Origin of the sequence: Caballeronia sp. NK8, from assembly GCF_018408855.1 — a bacterium.
Lineage (GTDB): Bacteria > Pseudomonadota > Gammaproteobacteria > Burkholderiales > Burkholderiaceae > Caballeronia.
This window is the reverse complement of record NZ_AP024327.1, coordinates 559,339-576,310: the sequence shown is the minus strand read 5'-3', so window position 1 is coordinate 576,310 and position 16,972 is coordinate 559,339. Positions and strand designations below refer to the sequence as shown.

General features: G+C 60.7%; 17 protein-coding genes and 1 pseudogene. 12 read left to right on the top strand and 6 right to left on the bottom strand.

The features are described 5' to 3' along the window. Nucleotides 1-212 precede the first annotated feature (212 nt). From NK8_RS40315 to NK8_RS40300, 4 genes are all read right to left on the bottom strand, one after another. The gene (locus NK8_RS40315) at nt 213-470 is read right to left on the bottom strand and encodes a hypothetical protein (protein WP_162069350.1); all 258 of its coding nucleotides are present in this window, start codon (nt 468-470) and stop codon (nt 213-215) included. 38 nt (nt 471-508) lie between these two features. Next, nucleotides 509-766: a hypothetical protein gene (locus NK8_RS40310; protein WP_162069349.1), complete on the bottom strand. Its 258-nt coding sequence runs from the start codon at nt 764-766 to the stop codon at nt 509-511. A gap of 38 nt (nt 767-804) precedes the next feature. Continuing rightward, entirely contained in the window at nt 805-1,062 is a 258-nt protein-coding gene (locus NK8_RS40305; RefSeq protein ID WP_061177564.1) for a hypothetical protein, read from the bottom strand. Nucleotides 1,063-1,388: 326 nt separating this feature from the next. Further along, nucleotides 1,389-3,212: an alpha/beta fold hydrolase gene (locus tag NK8_RS40300; RefSeq protein WP_213234221.1), complete on the bottom strand. Its 1,824-nt coding sequence runs from the start codon at nt 3,210-3,212 to the stop codon at nt 1,389-1,391. Between the two features lie 616 nt (nt 3,213-3,828). Between NK8_RS40300 and NK8_RS40295 the strand changes: the two genes are divergently transcribed. The 8 genes and pseudogenes from NK8_RS40295 to NK8_RS40260 all read left to right on the top strand — a co-directional run bounded on the left by NK8_RS40295 (nt 3,829) and on the right by NK8_RS40260 (nt 10,656). Continuing rightward, the gene (locus NK8_RS40295) at nt 3,829-4,401 is read left to right on the top strand and encodes a hypothetical protein (protein ID WP_213234220.1); all 573 of its coding nucleotides are present in this window, start codon (nt 3,829-3,831) and stop codon (nt 4,399-4,401) included. A 507-nt stretch (nt 4,402-4,908) separates the two neighbouring features. Beyond that, a complete protein-coding gene (locus NK8_RS40290) occupies nt 4,909-5,691 on the top strand; it encodes a helix-turn-helix transcriptional regulator (RefSeq protein WP_225936657.1) in 783 nt (260 codons plus the stop codon). Between the two features lie 215 nt (nt 5,692-5,906). Further along, nucleotides 5,907-6,584, top strand: a complete 678-nt coding sequence (locus NK8_RS40285) for a response regulator transcription factor (RefSeq protein ID WP_162069344.1) — start codon at nt 5,907-5,909, stop codon at nt 6,582-6,584. 81 nt (nt 6,585-6,665) lie between these two features. Beyond that, complete coding sequence (locus NK8_RS40280; protein WP_162069343.1) at nt 6,666-6,992, top strand: HdeA/HdeB family chaperone; 327 nt, start codon at nt 6,666-6,668, stop codon at nt 6,990-6,992. A 31-nt stretch (nt 6,993-7,023) separates the two neighbouring features. Beyond that, nucleotides 7,024-8,186: pseudogene (locus NK8_RS40275) on the top strand (amidohydrolase family protein). Continuing rightward, complete coding sequence (locus NK8_RS40270) at nt 8,183-9,175, top strand: GTP-binding protein (RefSeq protein ID WP_213234218.1); 993 nt, start codon at nt 8,183-8,185, stop codon at nt 9,173-9,175. Before NK8_RS40275 ends, NK8_RS40270 begins: the two are co-directional and overlap by 4 nt. Before the next feature lie 6 nt (nt 9,176-9,181). Continuing rightward, the gene (locus NK8_RS40265) at nt 9,182-9,838 is read left to right on the top strand and encodes a MarC family protein (protein WP_213234217.1); all 657 of its coding nucleotides are present in this window, start codon (nt 9,182-9,184) and stop codon (nt 9,836-9,838) included. A 377-nt stretch (nt 9,839-10,215) separates the two neighbouring features. Beyond that, a complete protein-coding gene (locus NK8_RS40260; RefSeq protein WP_213234216.1) occupies nt 10,216-10,656 on the top strand; it encodes a cupin domain-containing protein in 441 nt (146 codons plus the stop codon). On the opposite strand, the gene NK8_RS40255 is transcribed toward NK8_RS40260, so the two are convergent. Further along, nucleotides 10,632-11,027: a DUF2784 domain-containing protein gene (locus NK8_RS40255; RefSeq protein WP_213234215.1), complete on the bottom strand. Its 396-nt coding sequence runs from the start codon at nt 11,025-11,027 to the stop codon at nt 10,632-10,634. The two genes, NK8_RS40260 and NK8_RS40255, sit on opposite strands and share 25 nt — an antisense overlap. A 36-nt stretch (nt 11,028-11,063) precedes the next feature. Continuing rightward, a complete protein-coding gene (locus tag NK8_RS40250) occupies nt 11,064-11,690 on the bottom strand; it encodes a dihydrofolate reductase family protein (RefSeq protein ID WP_213234214.1) in 627 nt (208 codons plus the stop codon). 170 nt (nt 11,691-11,860) lie between these two features. Between NK8_RS40250 and NK8_RS40245 the strand changes: the two genes are divergently transcribed. The 4 genes from NK8_RS40245 (at nt 11,861) to NK8_RS40230 (ending at nt 16,969) form a co-directional block, all read left to right on the top strand. After that, nucleotides 11,861-12,832: a GlxA family transcriptional regulator gene (locus tag NK8_RS40245; protein WP_225936656.1), complete on the top strand. Its 972-nt coding sequence runs from the start codon at nt 11,861-11,863 to the stop codon at nt 12,830-12,832. A 142-nt stretch (nt 12,833-12,974) separates the two neighbouring features. Next, entirely contained in the window at nt 12,975-14,186 is a 1,212-nt protein-coding gene (locus NK8_RS40240; RefSeq protein ID WP_213234212.1) for a M24 family metallopeptidase, read from the top strand. A gap of 114 nt (nt 14,187-14,300) precedes the next feature. Then, nucleotides 14,301-15,608, top strand: coding sequence for an MFS transporter (locus NK8_RS40235; RefSeq protein WP_197919759.1), 1,308 nt, complete (start codon nt 14,301-14,303; stop codon nt 15,606-15,608). Nucleotides 15,609-16,036: 428 nt separating this feature from the next. Next, entirely contained in the window at nt 16,037-16,969 is a 933-nt protein-coding gene (locus NK8_RS40230; protein ID WP_225936655.1) for a GlxA family transcriptional regulator, read from the top strand. Nucleotides 16,970-16,972 lie beyond the last annotated feature (3 nt).

The following is a 16,972-nucleotide window of genomic DNA, read 5'->3' as shown; positions in this document are numbered from 1 at the left end:
TAAATGTGTGCAGCGATGTATGCAGTGTAGGGAGTCAAAAATGACGCTGTCAACTAGGCGATTGCCCTGAGGCGTCGGATTTCGAAACGGAAGGAAACGGTGGCCGCGTAGATCCGCGCATTGCGCGCGAGGGCCGGAAAATTCAGAGAGAGGACCTTCGATGAAGGGGAGAAGGAGACAATGTTGCTCCCTCTCCCTTCGCGGGGTAACGCTTACAGCTTCACGCCGCCGAGCAGGCTGCCGACAGCGTCGAGCGACTTCGTGATGTTCTTCACGTCGACGTCGGTGTGTTGCGAAGCATCGACTTGCGTCACGGGAGCGACGTTCGTTTGCGGGCTGGCGAACGAGAAGCCGCCGTTGTAGTTGGAGTTGATGCCGTTGTTCTGGAAGATGCTCGCGCCGCCGACGATAGCGCCCATTTCTGCACGGCCGAGTTCTTTGCTGACTGCGAGGTTGTCGATCTTCAACATGATGGTTCTCCGGATGACTTGAATGGATGGATGAGGGTTTAGAGCTTCACGCCTTCGAGCACGCTGCCAACCGACGTCAGCGACTTCGTGATGTTCGTCAGATCGACGTTCGTGTGCGTCGAGGCATCGACTTGCGTCACCGGAGCGACGTTGGTTTGCGGGCTGGCGAACGAGAAGCCGCCGTTGTAGTTGGAGTTGATGCCGTTGTTCTGGAAGATGCTCGCGCCGCCGACGATGGCGCCCATTTCTGCACGGCCGAGTTCTTTGCTGACTGCGAGGTTGTCGATCTTCAACATGATGGTTCTCCTGAGGACTTGAATGAATGGATGAGGGTTTAGAGCGCCACGCCGCCGAGCAGGCTGCCGACCGAAGCGAGCGACTTGGTGATGTTCTTCACGTCGACGTCGGTGTGTTGCGAAGCGTCGACTTGCGTCACGGGAGCGACGTTCGTTTGCGGGCTGGCGAACGAGAAGCCGCCGTTGTAGTTGGAGTTGATGCCGTTGTTCTGGAAGATGCTCGCGCCGCCGACGATGGCGCCCATTTCAGCGCGGCCGAGTTCTTTGCTGACTGCGAGGTTGTCGATCTTCAACATGATGTAGCTCCTGGGGTATCTGGTTTGGTGGTTGGTTGAGCACCAATCGTTGCGCTCGCAGCTACATATGCGAGGGGCGTGCCAGACAGGGCTAGAAGATCTGTTCGGTTAATCTAAGAGATTGATTGCAAGAGAAAATATCTGCGCTTGGCGCAGTTTTGAGTCGATACGCGGGTGCTCGACGGGAGTCGATGTGTCGGATGACGGGAGACAGGATACGGAGGGCTGTCGGCTTAAGACAGACAGGGTCGATTTGCGGGATCAGAAAGAACAAACGGACTGCTTGCTCGCGCAAGCAGTCCGTCATCACACCCACCCCCACACCTTCACAACTGCTGCGAAACCCCGAGCGGTGAAACAGGCTCCATCACCGGCACGCTCTTCGGTTGCAGATCGTTGATGAACGTCGCCGACAGCGCAATCACGCTGGCGAATGCGCGCGTATCGTAGAGCGCGTGATCGACGTCCTTACACACCTCGGCCTTGACTCTCGTCATCCGCGACAGTTTCTTTCCGTGCCTGCCGAAGTGCGCATTGAGCTGATCGAGGCCCTCGTCACCCGCGCCATACACGAGCAGCGTGCGTACGCCCTTGCGTTCGAGCGCGTGAACCACACTGTGCGGGTCGGTGAGCGACGTTTCGCCGGTATGCACGACTTTTTTGGCCTTGACGCTGAACAACTGCGAATGCAGCCGCGCCGCCGCATTCGAGGCGAACGCCTTGATGATCGGCTTGAGGCCGCGCTTGCCGCTTAGAACCAGCCACCATTTAGCTGGCTTCAGAAGCGCGGGTCCGAGACGCGCCATCGTGTTGCGCCGCTGGTTTCGCAACTCTTGCAGCGTCATCCTTTCGGGAATATAGAAGCGCTGCAGATTCACGGCGATGACAGCCGCGATAGCCGGTTCGACGAGCGATGCCCGCAACGCGCTGTACGCACCCGAGCAGATGCCGAACATGACGACGGTATCGTAGCCTTTGCGCTTGAGCCATGCGGCCGCGGTCCCGACATCTTCGATCGTGCTTTCCGCGTGAATCGTCGCCGTGGTGTCCAGCGTGCCGTCAGGCGATCGCGCCGGACTGTCGCCAATGCCACGCGCGTCGAAGCGCAGCGACGCGATGCCGCGCCGCGCCATTTCACGCGCGATCCGCACGGACAGCCGACTGTCGCCATGATGCACGCTGCCCGCGGTATTCGTGATGACGATCACCGTGCCGCCCGCGAGCCGGTCGCGCGGCTCGCACAAGATGCCGAAGAGCCCCGCTGCGCCGAAGATCACCGGGCGCTCGATCGCTTCCGGGGTTTCGATGATCGCATCGTCGCACATGCCCGGCCGCGCGGCCTTTCTCGCGCGCAGCGATGCGAGATCGTCGGCGCGGCTCTCCTTCATGCTGTCCGCTATCCATTGGGCGGTTCGCTTGAGCGTCGTTTCCGGCAACGTGGACGATGCGGTTTCCTGCATGAAATCGAAGTAGTCGTCGAAGGTTTCCGTTTCGACCTCGACGCCTCGATCGCGCAGTGCGACGCATAGCGACTGGCTCGCGCCGCGCCGCATATCGGCGACGAATACGCGCTTGGGCATGGCAGGCTGACGGCTCATGGCCTTGCCGAGATCGAGCCCGCTCAGGCGGTTGCGAAACGCTTCGCTATAGACCTGCCCGAGTACGTGAAAGGGTGAATCGATCTGCCCCTCACGCACGACGACGGGAAGATTCTCGACCCACGTCTTGCGCAACGCTGTCAGCTCGCGCAGATAGTGACGGCCGTTGAGGACGGGAGCCAGCAGCGCCAGCGAATCCACGAGCGGATGGTGCGATGCAAGCGCAGCCAGAGTCCCGCCGAGACGCAAGCCGCACAACGTCACCTTCGTTACGCCCGTTTCCTTGCGCAAGCGATCGACAGCCGCGCCGATATCCGCGACGAAGTCATCGAGCCGATCGCCTTCGTGATCGATGCCGACCGAATCGCCCGTGGCCAGATAGTCGAAGCGCAGGACCGGAATATCGCGTCGCGACAGCTCTTCGGCCAGAAAGCGCATGGCCTTGTGCCCCCACGCTTCTTCATGCCCGAACGGGTTGCACAGCACGACCCCTTGCTTGCCCTGGCCGACATGAAGCCAACCGAAGCGCCCCCCAAAGACGATGGGCGTCATGAGTTGCCTCCTCGCTCGAAATTACCGATACGCACGCCTGAGCTTCGGTAAAACGCGATTCGGGCAACATTACCGTTCCCTGAGCCGCTGAGATTTGTTTTAGTGTCGCGCATTTTCTTGAGCTTCTGGTTGCACGTTTGCCAAGATTAAACATCCTTTTGATTTACCCCTTCGGTGCGTTGGCGAACAAAGCTTTAGCCCCTTGGCTCAAGGGGTAAATGACAAGCATTCTTAGCGAATTTCTTAGTCGCTGTCCTTAGGCGCGGCTCTTGAGCGCTAAGTCTTTTTTAGCGGCCTTTTATGCGGGGTGGCGCACTTATGGACGCAAATGCCCCAAGGGATTTGTGCGCTGGAGCACTTAGCGGGGACGGCATCGCGTCAGGCCGCTTTGCGCTGTATCCACGTCGCGTCGGGTTTTTGTCTAGCCTTTTGCGCGCTCGCTGAGCGCGTTCCGCCGATCCGAGCGCGCTGGCCACGGGGGCGGAGACGGCCAACGCCCGCGCGTAATTGGCAACTAAGTCTGGAAGGGAAGAATTCGTGGCGCAGGATCACACGCGAGTTTTTCGATGCCGGCCGGAAATGCCGGTCACTTCCAGCAAATATGCTTCGATATCCTATGAAAATGGTTTCGCCTCTTTCTGGTTCGTCCACGATCGGACGGTTTGTCGTCATCGGCGCTCTGGCGAGCCTTCTGGGCGCGTGCGGAGGCGGCGGCGGGAGTTCGTCGTCGTCGTCGAATCCGCCGCCACCGCCGCCATCGCCGCCCGCCACGCAGCCGGCCGTCAGCGTGTATGCGGGCGTCGTCGACGCCACGGGCTCGACCGATGGAGCCGCGGCCTCCGCGCAATTCGACATTCCGCAAGGCCTCGCGTCGGACGCAGCGGGCGATATTTTCGTCGCGGATACCGGCAACTTCACGATCCGCAAGATCAGCAACGGCGTGGTATCGACGCTCGCGGGAACGCCTGGGCAGGCGGGTTCCGCGGATGGCGCCGGCAGCGGCGCGCTTTTCGCCGGACCCTGGATGATGGCGTCGGACAGCGCCGGTAATCTCTACGTGACCGATCAGGGCGCCAACGCCACGGCCGCCGTCATCCGCAAGGATCGCTTCCGGTTTCGCTGCCGGATATCGGGGCGCTGCTGTGGAACGGACAGACGCTATACGCGAGCGATGTGGACGACAACGTAATCATCGCCATTCATCCCTTGCAATGAGATTCGCTGCGAGCCGCACCGGTCATCGGGAAAACCATGGGTTCATGCAGGTTCGCACGACCCGTGCTTCGTAATGGAGCGTCTTCGGTCACGCGACATGCATGAGCCCGAAAGCGACAGGAGAGACTGAACGTTCGATCAGATCTCTGGCGTCGCGCAATGACTTGCATCGCATAGTCGGGCTCGCTTTTGCAATTGACGAAAATATGCCGAAATCGTCGCTTTTGCGGGGATAAAACGACAAGACGGTCCCACTTCCCCTTCCTAACATAGCGACCACTTGAATGACTGGTATTCAAGTGGACATATGAAACGAAGTCCAGCTGCCAGTCCGTTCGCGCGACGTCAAGACATCGATCACGCAGTGCATCATCGCGGATATATGCTCGCGCGCCATTGCCTCCCAGCGCTCGGAGGGCAACCCGGCTCTTTGCTCTTCGAGCGCGATCCCAGCATCGTTTTCAGGGCAATGAGCATTCATATGAATCCGCGAGACTTTGCAGCCATTCTTCCCTTCTCCAATTGCGTGCGCGCGGCGGGCACGGACGATTTCGGCAACAACCTGATTGCGGCGCTGGCCGGTCTCGTCGAAATCGAGCATTGCGTGCTCGTCAACGTCAAGTCGCGCGACGCGCACATTTCCGCGCTCGCGAGCCGGCGCGCGCGCGGTGTCGCCACACGGCTGACTGAAGCGTATGTGGGCGGTTGTTATCGCGACGACCCGCTGGTGCGCGAGTTTGCCCACATCGGTGTGACCGAAACGACCGAAACGACCGAAACGATAAAGCCGCTCATGCCCGCGGTCCGCCCGCTGATGATGGATCGCGCATCGAACGCCGAATATTTCGAGCGCTTCTTCATCGAGCCGGGCATCGCGGACAAGCTGTCGATCATCGCGCCCGGCACGGAACACACGGCCTTTCTCAGCCTCTACCGCTCCACCGCGATGGGGCGCTTCAGCGAACGCGACAAAGCCTGCATCGCCGCCTTCGCCGATTTTCTCGCCGCGCTCGCTTCGACGCATTCGAGGTTGCGCGCGACGCCGAGCGTGCCACGCGAGATTTCGATCAAATGGCACACGGCGCTGTCCGAGCGCGAACGTTCCGTTGCGAAGCTTCTGGGGCAGGGCGAGACCGCGAAGACAGTCGGCGCGATGCTCGCGCTATCGCCTGCGAGCGTCGTGACCTACAAGCAGCGCGCGCTGGCGAAACTCGGCATCGGCACGCAGCGCGAACTCGTTGCGCTGACGGCTCTGCTCGGCTGACATCGAATGGTTCTGTCCTGTTTCGTGAGGACAGACAACATCTCGACACGAATCTAAACTGCTCACGCTCGACTGATTTTCGATGATCGCGGCGTCGGGCAATTCGCTGGAACATCATCCCGTTCGATTCGGTATCCGTAATAAAGGAATCTTCGATGGTGTGCCTGCCATTTCAATGAACTGCGACGAACGCTTGCGAAAAAAGAAGGAAGATCATGCGCGTGTTACTGGTTGAAGACGATCTGCAAATGGGGCAGGCCCTGTTCCGGGCCTTGAAAGATGGCGGCTACCAGGTCGACTGGGTCCGCGATGCGAGAGCCGGACGCCTGGCCATCGATGCGGCTTACTACGCGGTCGTGCTGCTCGACCTCGGCCTGCTGTGCGGCGGCGGTCTCCAGTTGCTGAGAGCCTCGCGCGAATCGGGCAACAAGGTGCCGATGTTGACGTTCACCGCAAGCAGCGATCCGGAAACACGCGTGCGCAGTCTCGATGTCGGCGCGGACGATTGCGTGCTCAAGCCCTTCGACGTGCGCGAGGTGCTGGCGCGCATCCGCGCGGTTTTGCGCCGCCAGGCTGGTTATGCGACATCCTGCATCGGCGACGACTCGATGAGCCTCGATCTGGACCGTCGCACGCTGTTGCGCGAGGGCGTGGCGTCGCCCTTGTCCGCGCGCGAATTCGCGCTGATGCATGCGCTGCTCGAACGGCCCGAGGCGATTCTGTCGCGCACGCAACTCGAAGAACGCATCTACGGCTGGGGCAACGAAGTGGAGAGCAATGCGCTCGACGTGCTCATCCACTCGATGCGCAAGCGCTTCGGTCGCGCGCTGATCCGCAACGTGCGCGGCATTGGCTGGACGCTGATGCATGCCGGGCAGGCGCAGCCAGCGTGATTAATTCTGCGCTAACTCTGCCTCTCTACGATACGTCTGCAGTCTGCTGATTCACCATTCAACGAAACCAAGGAGTGTTATATGAAGCCCGCAAAAATCCTGTTGGCCCTGATGTGCGTCTTCGCTGTTCAAGCCGCCAGCGCGAAGGAAATGAAAGTCGCCCCGGCAAAGATGTCGTGCGCGGACTTCGTGCAGGTCGACGAAGCGTATCAACCCGCGCTCGTCTACTACGTCGCCGGCGTCGACAAGCTCGGCGTGAAGGGCACGGAGACGACGGTCATCGATACGGCTCAGCCCGTCGCCGCAACCGTGGTGGAAGCGTGCAAGAAAGATCCCGACATGAAGTTCAAAGCGAAAGTGCACGCGATGGTGAAGGCCAATCAGATCGCGCTATTCGATCACCACTGAGAACGCGTGCCGACGAGTGCGAGGTGAATAGATGAGCGCATCGAAGTTCGAAATCGAAGTCGGCGAGGAAATGGTCACCGGTTTCGCGAAGAAAGGTCTTGCGCAGGTCCTGCCATCGACGACGCGAGACCGGGGCGAAGGCCCCTTCGGCCGCCTCGTGTTGCGCGGCGCGACGGTGATCGATGGCACAGGCGCGCCGCCGTTCGGCCCCGCCGATATCGTCATCGAGGACGGCAGGATCGCCGAGCTTGCCGTGGTCGGCGTGCCGCACAAGCCGGTGAACCCGGACCGCCGTCCGGCGCGCGGCGACCGGGAGATCGATTGCCACGGGAAGTATGTGTCGCCGGGCTTCATTGACAGTCACGCGCATATCGGCACGCCGTTTCATGCGGAGAACGGCGAGATGCTGCCCGCCGATTACATCTACAAGCTCTGGCTCGCGCACGGCGTCACGTCGGTACGCGAAACGGGGTGCATGAACGGACTCGCATGGACATGCGAGCAGAAGGCGGCAACGGAGGCGAATCGCATCATACCTTCGTGCCGACGCTGAATGTCTATGACGGCAACCGCGACGTGATGCGCGCGCGCCGCGCAGAATGGCACGACAGCTACACGGACAGCACGACATGGAAGTACTTTCAGCCGCAGCGCGGCGGACACGCCGCGTACTTCTATCGATGGTCGGTGAAGAACGAAGTCGAATGGCGCGAGACCTATCGAATCTTCATGCACTTCCTCAACGACTACAAGAATCTCGGCGGACGCGTGTGCCCCGGAAGCGATTCGGGCTTCATGTATCAGATCTACGGCTTCGGCTATGTGCGCGAGCTCGAACTGCTTCAGGAAGCGGGCTTTCTGCCGATGGAAGTGCTGCGCGCGGGAACCTCGCACGCGGCGGATCTGCTCGGCATCGGTGAAGAGGCGGGCGTGCTCGAAGTCGGGCGTCGCGCGGATGTGCTCGTGCATCGCGAGAATCCGCTGGCGGACTTCAAGCTTCTCTACGGCACGGGCGCGACGCGCCTGAACGACGAACTCGGCGCGGTCGACCAGAAGCGCGCGCTCGAATACACGATTCGCTCGGGCGTCGTATTCGATGTCGACGAACTGCTCGGCGATGTTCGCGCGATGGTCGCAGCCACATGGAAGAACGGCGAGACGCCGTATGCGCGCGCAACGGAGCCATCGAAATGAAGGCGCCCGCAACGCAATTCATGATGCTCGCGGGCATGCTCGGCAGCGGCAAGACCTCGCTGCTCGAAGCGTTGTTGAGCGACAGCGCCGCGCAGACATCGACGGCGATCATCGTCAACGAGGTCGGCGCGATCAATATCGATGGCGCCGTTCTCTCCGAATCCGCGCGCGGTACCGCGATGGCGACGCTCAGCAACGGCTGCGTGTGCTGTTCGCTGAACAACGATCTGGTGATGACCATCGAGGATCTGGTGGCGTCGCGCATCGAAGCGGGATTGCCCGCATTCGAGCGCATCGTGCTCGAATGCAGTGGCCTGTCGCGTCCGGGCGAAGTCATGCGCTCGCTGAATCCACTCGCCGCGATGGGACTGCGCGTTCATATCGCGGTCACCTACGATTGCAGCCGCCCGCCGCTCGACGGCGATTCATTCGACGATGTCGCCGCGCAACTCGGCGCAGCGCACACGATCGTGCTGACCACGACCGATCTTGTCGGCGATGAACAACGCTGCCTCGAACGCGCGCGTATCGCACGGATCAATCCGCTCGCACATCTCGTCGATGAAGACAGCCTGCGTGAACGCGCGCGCGCGGCTTTCCGCGATTTCGAGAGTGGTCAGGCGCTCATCGCGCACGAAGCGGACGAAGGCAGGCGTTCGTCCCGCGTGCTGCTGCATCCGCGCCTGCGCGTCTTTTGTGCGCGCTTCCACGGCACGCCCGAATGGGAGCAGACGCTCGAATGGATGGAGAACATCTCGGGCGCGCTGGGCGGCCGGCTTCTGAGAATGAAAGCGTTCGTCGCAGGCCCGGCTCCCGGCGATCGCATTCTTCTGCAAAGCGTCGGCACGACATTCGCCGCGCCGCGCCGGCTGTCCCCGGCGAACGCGCCCGACATGGCCGCCGTTTTCATCGTCAGGGACTGCGGCATGCAGGAGCTGGAAGAAGCCGGCATGAGCGGTCTCGTGCGCTGGGCTTCGTTGCAGGGCTAGTGCGCGATGATCCACGAGTTCTTCAAGACCGTTCTTCTGATCGTGACGCCGCTGTTCCCGATCATCAATCCGCCTGCGGTTGCATTGATCATCCTCGGGATGGTGCGCGGCGCGAGCGATGCGGACCTTGCGGAACTGGCGCGGCGCATCGCGATCAACGGCTTTGTGATCCTGCTCGTGTCGTTGTCGGTCGGAGCTTATGTGCTGTCGTTCTTCGGGATATCGGAGGCCGTGCTGCGCGTCGGAGGCGGCCTGGTGATCGCGATGGCGGGCTGGGGTCTGCTGCAATCGCCGTCGGACGAAAGCGCCGCGCCGATCGAGGATGCCGGGCGCGCCGCTTCCTTGCGTGCGAGAGCTTTTTATCCGCTGACGCTGCCCATCACGGTTGGGCCGGGATCGATCGCGGTCGCCATCGCGTTGGGCACGGGCACGCCGCACGCGGGACTTTCGCCGGTGCATCTGGCCGGCGTCGTCGTGGCGCTGCTGTTGCTGTGCGGTTGCATTTTCCTCTGCGTGCGCTTCGCGGGACGTCTCGCGAAGCTGCTCGGCAAGACCGGCACCCAGATCGCGATGCGGCTTTTCGCATTCGTGCTGTTCTGCATCGGTCTGCAACTGGCATGGCTCGGCATCTCCGAGCTTTTTGGCACGTTGCAATTGCATTGACGATAGAACTCGCGTCCGTCATGGCAACCGAATTCGCCATGACCGATTGCAACGGCTATCTCCTCGCGTTTCAGCAACTGCATTAGCCTCCATTTTCGAGCCGCTTTATTCGCGCTCGCATATCGCAAGTTTCTCCACTCTTCCGCACGCTTTCCATTTGTCATGCAAATGAATGCATTTATGTTTGCAATGCTCAGAGGTGTGGCATCATGGCCTTACATTACAAGTTGTAAGGTGAGCGGTGAACGATTTCATCGCGGAGATGTCTCCGTCTAGGGCTTCCGCAACTAACTCGACGGAGCAAATTACCGAATCAGACGAGTGAGCATTTCCTCGCTCTATTTATGACCGATCATCAGCAACATAAAGGAGCCTCCATGACAACTCCCGTTTTCGAGTCCGTGCGTCTCGACGATGTACACCTCGAGCCGGCGCCGATCGACCCGGCATGGATCCTCGAAGGCAATCCTGTCGCACGCGGCGGCCGCTGGTCGCAAAGTCTCGATACGACCACGTCGTCGTGGGTCTGGGACTGCACTGCCGGCCGTTTCAACTGGTATTTCGACGAGGATGAAACGATCTACGTCATCGAAGGCGAAGTCATCATCACCGCCGATGGTCAGGAGCCGCGCACGCTGCGAGCGGGGCACGCCGCGCTGTTCTACGCTGGCACGCGCTCCGAGTGGTACGTGCCCAAATACGTTCGCAAGCACGCGATCCTTCGTCCGCATATCACGAAGCCGGTGCTGCTCGCGCTCAAGGTGAGCCGCAAGCTCAGAAGCAAGCCGACCGGTCATCTCGCACGTTCGTCGTTCTGAATGGTGCGCCGCGGTGGAATGCCGCGCCACGTGACGACCACGGCAAGAAAGAAGGCCACGTAGGCGAGCGTGAAGACCCAGGCGGGAAAATCGAAATACAGGAACGCGCCGACCCAGCGCTGTATGAAGCCTTGCGTGCCGGACTGCCCGGTGCGCAATCGATCTTCCAGAACGGTGAGCGGACACGGAAGCTCGACGACAGCCAGCGTCGCGACGATACCGATGGCGACGATGTGCGCGATCCGAAATACACGATTGCGCGCCCAGGCGCATCCGAATGCGGCGCCCGCCCAGATCGCGATCAGTCCGCCGACGATGAACAGCACGATCAACGCGTGCAGCACGAGAATCGTATTGGCGAGCGAGTTCATGTCCCAGAGCCAGAAGGTGACGCGCGTCGCAATCGCTCAGTCGGCCTTGCCGACCGTTCCGGTTCGCACTTCACCGTCGCGGATGTAACGCGTAATGATTACGCCGCCGGACGTGGCGGCCGAGTGCGTCAGCGTGAAGGCGGACGCTTTTGCGTCGTCGCCGAACAGGCGCTTGCCGCGACCCAGTACGACGGGATAGATCAGAAGCCTTAGCTCGTCGACCAGGCCGGCTGCGAGTAGTTGGCGCACCATGTTGCCGCTTCCGAACGTCAACAGATCGGCGCCCTCCTGATGTGTGAGCGCGCGTATCGCGTCGGCGAGTTCGCCGTCCAGCGCATGACTGTTTTGCCAGTCGAGATCGGCGGATCGATGCGTCGCCACATGCTTCGGTACGCGGTCGAACAGGTCGGCGATGTCGCGGTTGCGCGCATCGGCCGGCACGTGTGGCCAGTACGACGCGAAGATATCGTATGTGCAACGTCCCAGCAGCAACTCGAACGGTTGCGAAAGCAGTTCCTGCAAGTACTGGCCGATGGCTTCGTCGGAATAGGGTGCGATCCAGCCGCCCAGGAGGAAGCTGCCGCTGCGATCTTCCTCCTGTCCGCCGGGTGCCTGAATGACGCCATCCAGACTGATGAACGTCGAAACGATGAGCTTGCGCATGATGTCCTCCGAATGGGCAGTTCCAGCTACTTCATGAACACGACGAGCGATCTCCCTGCAAATCGACACGGATGGAGACGCTATGATGCCGGAGGTTCATCACTCTTTCGCTCAGACTTCCGATGCCATCCGCCGCTGCGCGTTCGAAAGCAAAGCATGCGAATCCCGGCATGCACGATTTGCGTGTCATGCGGATCGGCTTTCTGCTTCTCGAGAACTTCTCGCTGATCGCGCTCGGCACGGCGGTCGATCCGTTGCGTATCGCCAATATGCTCGTCGAGCGTACGGTCTACGAATACACGCTGATCGGCGGTAATGGCAATGGCGAAGTCGTTCGATCGAGCGACGGCATCCGCGTGATTCCCGATGTCGCCATGGCGGAGTCGGGAGCGTTCGATGCGGTCTTCGTCGTCGGACCGAATCCGATTCCGCGCAAGGGCATCGGCGCGATCATGGACTGGTTGCGACTGCAGGGACGTCGCGGCAGCGCGCTCGGCGGGCTCGATACGGGCAGCTATTTTCTGGCGCGCGCGGGTCTGCTCAACGGATACCGCTGCACGATCCATTGGGAAGATCAGGACACGCTGCTGGAACAGTTTCCGAAGCTCACCGTTTCCAACCGGCTTTACGAAGTGGACCGCGACCGGTACACGTGCAGCGGCGGCGTCGCGCCGCTCGACCTGATGGTGCACTTGCTCGCGCTTCCCCCGGGGAGCCCCGCGCTCGCCGCGCGCGTGCTCGAATTGCTCGTCGCGGAGCGGCGTGGCCATGAAGAGCGGCAAGTGACGTCGCTGCGGCAATACATCGGCGATGCACACGCGAAGCTCGATGAAGCGCTGCAAGTCATGGAGAGCAACATCGAGGAAACGCTCAGCATCGCGGAGATCGCGGGGTTCGTGAAGGTCTCGCAACGCCAGCTGGAGCGATGGTTTCAAGAGCGTTTCGGCAAGACGCCGGCACAGGCTTACACCGAAATACGGCTGCTGCGCGCGCGTCAACTGCTGTACCGGACCGCGCGCACGCTCGAAGACGTATGCGCGCGCACCGGCTTCACGTCCCTCACTCATTTCTCGACGCGCTACAAGGCACAGTTCGGCATTTCGCCGATAGCCGACCGCCGCCGCTATCAAAAAGCGCTTTGAAACAGGCGCGTACGTACGCAGTACGAGGTTAACCCTCGATGTCGAAAACGCGAATTTTGACGTCGAATCGGGAAATATTCGAAACCATCAGGCTCCTACCATTCACTCACACCGACGGACTTTTCACCCAGGAGCTGAGTGCATGAAAATGGAGAACCTCATCCGCATCGAGAACGGCGAAAAAGCGAAGCACACGTTCTCCGATGCCGAATATGCGAGTCGCCACGGCAAGCTGCGCGATCTGATGGCGCGCGAAAACATCGACGCCGTGCTGTTCACGTCGTATCACAACATCAACTATTACGCGGACTTTCTTTATTGCTCGTTCGGGCGCAAATACGGGCTCGTCGTGACGCAGAAGAAGGTCGTGTCGATCTCGGCGAACATCGACGGCGGCCAGCCGTGGCGGCGCACGGTTGGCGACTACAACGTCGTCTATACCGACTGGCAGCGCGATAACTTTTTCCGCGCCGTGCAGGGCGAAATCGAGGACAGGGGGCGTGTGGGCGTCGAGTTCGATCAGCTTCCCGTCGAAATGTTATCGAAGCTGAGGGCCGCGCTGCCAGCCGTCGAATTCGTCGATATCGGCACGCAGACGATGCGTTTGCGCATGATCAAGTCGGCGGAGGAAATCGACGTGATCAGGCACGGCGCGAACGTGTGCGATGTCGGCGGCGCGGCGCTCGCGCAAGCCGTGCATGAAGGCGTGCCCGAGCACGAAGTGGCGCTCGCATCGACGCAGGCCATGGTGCGCGAGATCGCGCGACGTTTTCCCGATTCGGAACTCATGGATACGTGGACATGGTTTCAATCGGGCATCAATACGGACGGCGCGCATAACCCGGTCACCACGCGCAAGGTGCAGAAGGGCGACATCCTCAGCCTCAATTGCTTCTCGATGATCGCGGGCTATTACACGGCGCTGGAACGCACGATGTTCTTCGATCATTGTTCCGATGCTCATCTGCGCCTGTGGAAGATCAATGTCGAAGTGCATGAAGCGGGACTGCAACTCATCAAGCCGGGCGCACGCTGCTGCGATATCGCGAGCGAACTCAACAAGATCTACGCCGAGTACGGCGTGCTGAAGTACCGCACGTTCGGCTACGGTCATTCGTTTGGCGTGCTCTCGCATTACTACGGGCGCGAAGCCGGACTCGAATTGCGCGAGGACATCGAGACCGTGCTCGAACCGAACATGGTCGTCTCGATGGAGCCGATGATCATGCTGCCGCAAGGCTTGCCCGGCGCGGGCGGCTATCGCGAGCACGACATCCTCGTCGTCGGCGAGCAGGGCGCCACCAACATCACGGGCTTTCCTTACGGGCCGGAGCGCAACATCATCGCCGCCTGAACGCGCGGTGCGCGAACCGGCGGCGCGGCCGCCGGGATTTTCGTAGCGCAATCGAATCATCATGTCCGGAGACAGTCGATGAACACGGAAAGAGCGGTAACCGCGCAGGTCGCGATGCCTCAGGCATCGCGTGAGGAAAGCACGCAAGTCGACCCGAAGCTATTGAAGCGTGCCGCCTGTGCGAGCTTCATCGGCAATTTCGTCGAATGGTTCGACTATGCATCGTATGGTTATCTGGCGACGATCATCGCCGTCGTCTTCTTTCCGAAGACCGATGGCGCCACGAGTTTGCTCGCCACGTACGGCGTATTCGCGATCTCGTTTATCGTGCGTCCGATCGGCGGCATCGTATGGGGTCATGTGGGCGACCGGATCGGCAGACGCACGTCGCTGTCGCTGTCGATTCTGATCATGTCGTGTTCGACGTTCCTGATCGCACTGCTGCCGACTTATGCCCAGGTGGGCATGCTCGCGCCCGCTCTGCTTCTTCTCGTGCGCGTGGTGCAGGGCTTTTCGGCCTCGGGGGAATATGCGGGTGCGGCTGCGTTTCTCGCCGAATACGCACCGGACAAGCGCCGCGGCATCTATACGAGCATCGTGCCCGCGAGCACGGCGGCGGGTCTGCTGTTCGGCTCGATTCTCATCGCGCTGATGCATGCGATCCTCACGAGCGAGCAGTTGCAGTCGTTCGGCTGGCGCCTGCCCTTCCTGCTTGCTGCGCCGTTCGGACTGATTGGCCGTTATATCCGCGTGAAGCTGGAAGACACGCCGCGCTTCAAGGCAATGGAGCGGAGTCATCAGGCAACGCAGGCGCCGATCGCCGAATTGCTGTCGAAGCATCGCGGGCGGATGCTGATCGCATTCGGCGCGACGTGCCTGAATGCGGTGGCGTTCTACCTCGTGCTGAGCTACATGCCGACTTATCTCTCTACCGAGATGGGCATGAGCGAGACAGCCTCGTTCATCGCCGCGACGATATCGCTCACGGCCTATATCGGCTTGATCTTCATCATGGGCGCACTGTCGGATCGCGTGGGTCGCAAGTCGATGCTGATCGGCGCTTCGATTCTGTTCGCCGTTCTGACCGTGCCGCTTTTCAAGGGACTGGCAGGAGCGAGCTTCGCGATGATCGTCGCGATCCAGGTGGCATTCGGCGCTCTGCTCACGATGAACGATGGCACGCTGCCGTGCTTTCTCTCCGAGATCTTCCCGACGCGCGTGCGCTATAGCGGTTTCGCTTTCTGCTTCAACGCGGCCAATGCGCTGTTCGGCGGCACCGCGCCGCTGATCGCAACGTGGCTCATCGGCGTGACGGGCAACAGGCTCGCGCCGGCGTGGTATCTCGTGGGTGCCGCCGGCGTCGCGCTGATCGCAATGCTCGCGAGCCGTGAGACTTCGCACGCGCCACTCGCGGATGAGTGACCAGCGGCGGTAATACTGCTCGTCATAAGATATGAATTGAATACGACGTGATTGGTAGACGATTGAAATCGAGGGCGTCCAAAAAACGCCCTCGATTTTTTATTACGCAAATCGACGTTAGTTCTTCATAAGAGATGCCATTCCATGTATTGCGTCTATACGAACGTCCGTGAGCATTCGTCCATTAAAAATGGAACGGAAGTTTTTTCATATGGATGCCTATTTTTATTGAGTTCTCGACGCAATTTTTTCTTACCTGTAGCCTGATCCTGTGAGACGTTCAGCCGCATATAAGTTCGATCACGCCCTGCAGTCGATACGCTCGTTCCATACGAAGGATACCAACGCAACGACTTGGAGGCTCCGCGATGTCAAGCTCATCTGACGCTCTCGACGCTGTGGCTTGCGCCGCCCATGGCGGATATGCCGTGAATGATTCAGCGGTGATCAAGCATGTCGGCATTATCTTGTATGACGGATTTTCGTTGCTCGCCGCGGGCATGTTCGCCGAGGCGCTGCATGTGGCGAACGAACTCCAATCCGAGGGCGCGAGCCGTTCGCTGACGTATCGCGTGAATCTCGTATCGGCTCGCGGCGGAACGGTCTCGTGCTCGTCTTCGATGTCCGTCTGGACCGAACAACTCGCCGGCCGTCATTTCGATAGCCTCGATAACCTCTTCGTTGCCGGGGGTAGCGGAGTGGCGCGCGCCTCCGCGGATGACGGGCTCATCGATCTATTGCGACGTGTCAGCGCGAAGAGCGTGAAGATTACCGCTATCGGCAATGGTCACATGCTTTTGTCGGCGGCAGGTGTGGGACCACGCGAATGGCCTTCGATGAAACAGGACATTCATCCCCGGTCGACGACCGATATTCTTCCAGAGTACGAACGCGATCAAGCCTTGATGACGTCGCTTGCGTTGCTCAAAAGGGATCTGGGCGCGGAACTGGCGGTGCGCGTGGCGGACCGTCTCGGCTCGGGCGCGGACCTCTCTCTCGCGAGCACATTGGAGCAAATGTACGACACGACGCTCGCGGAGAAAGCGCGCGCGTCGGCGCGCTGGCTCGTGCGCAACTGCGCAAAGCCGATCTCCGTAGTCGACGCGGCGCGGATGTCTTCGATGAGCGAGCGCAACTTCCTGCGTCTCTTCAAGCGTGAAATCGGCGTCACGCCGTCGAAGTATCTGCTTCGCGCGCGTCTGGACCTCACGTGCAAATTGCTCGAGAGTAGCGATCTGCCGGTCGACAAGATCGCGCGCCGGACGGGGCTCAGCAACGGAGAAAGACTCTCGAAGCTGTTTCGCAAGGAGTTCTCGATGTCCCCGACCGAATATCGCGGACGAAGCCGGCAGAAGCGTTGAGGC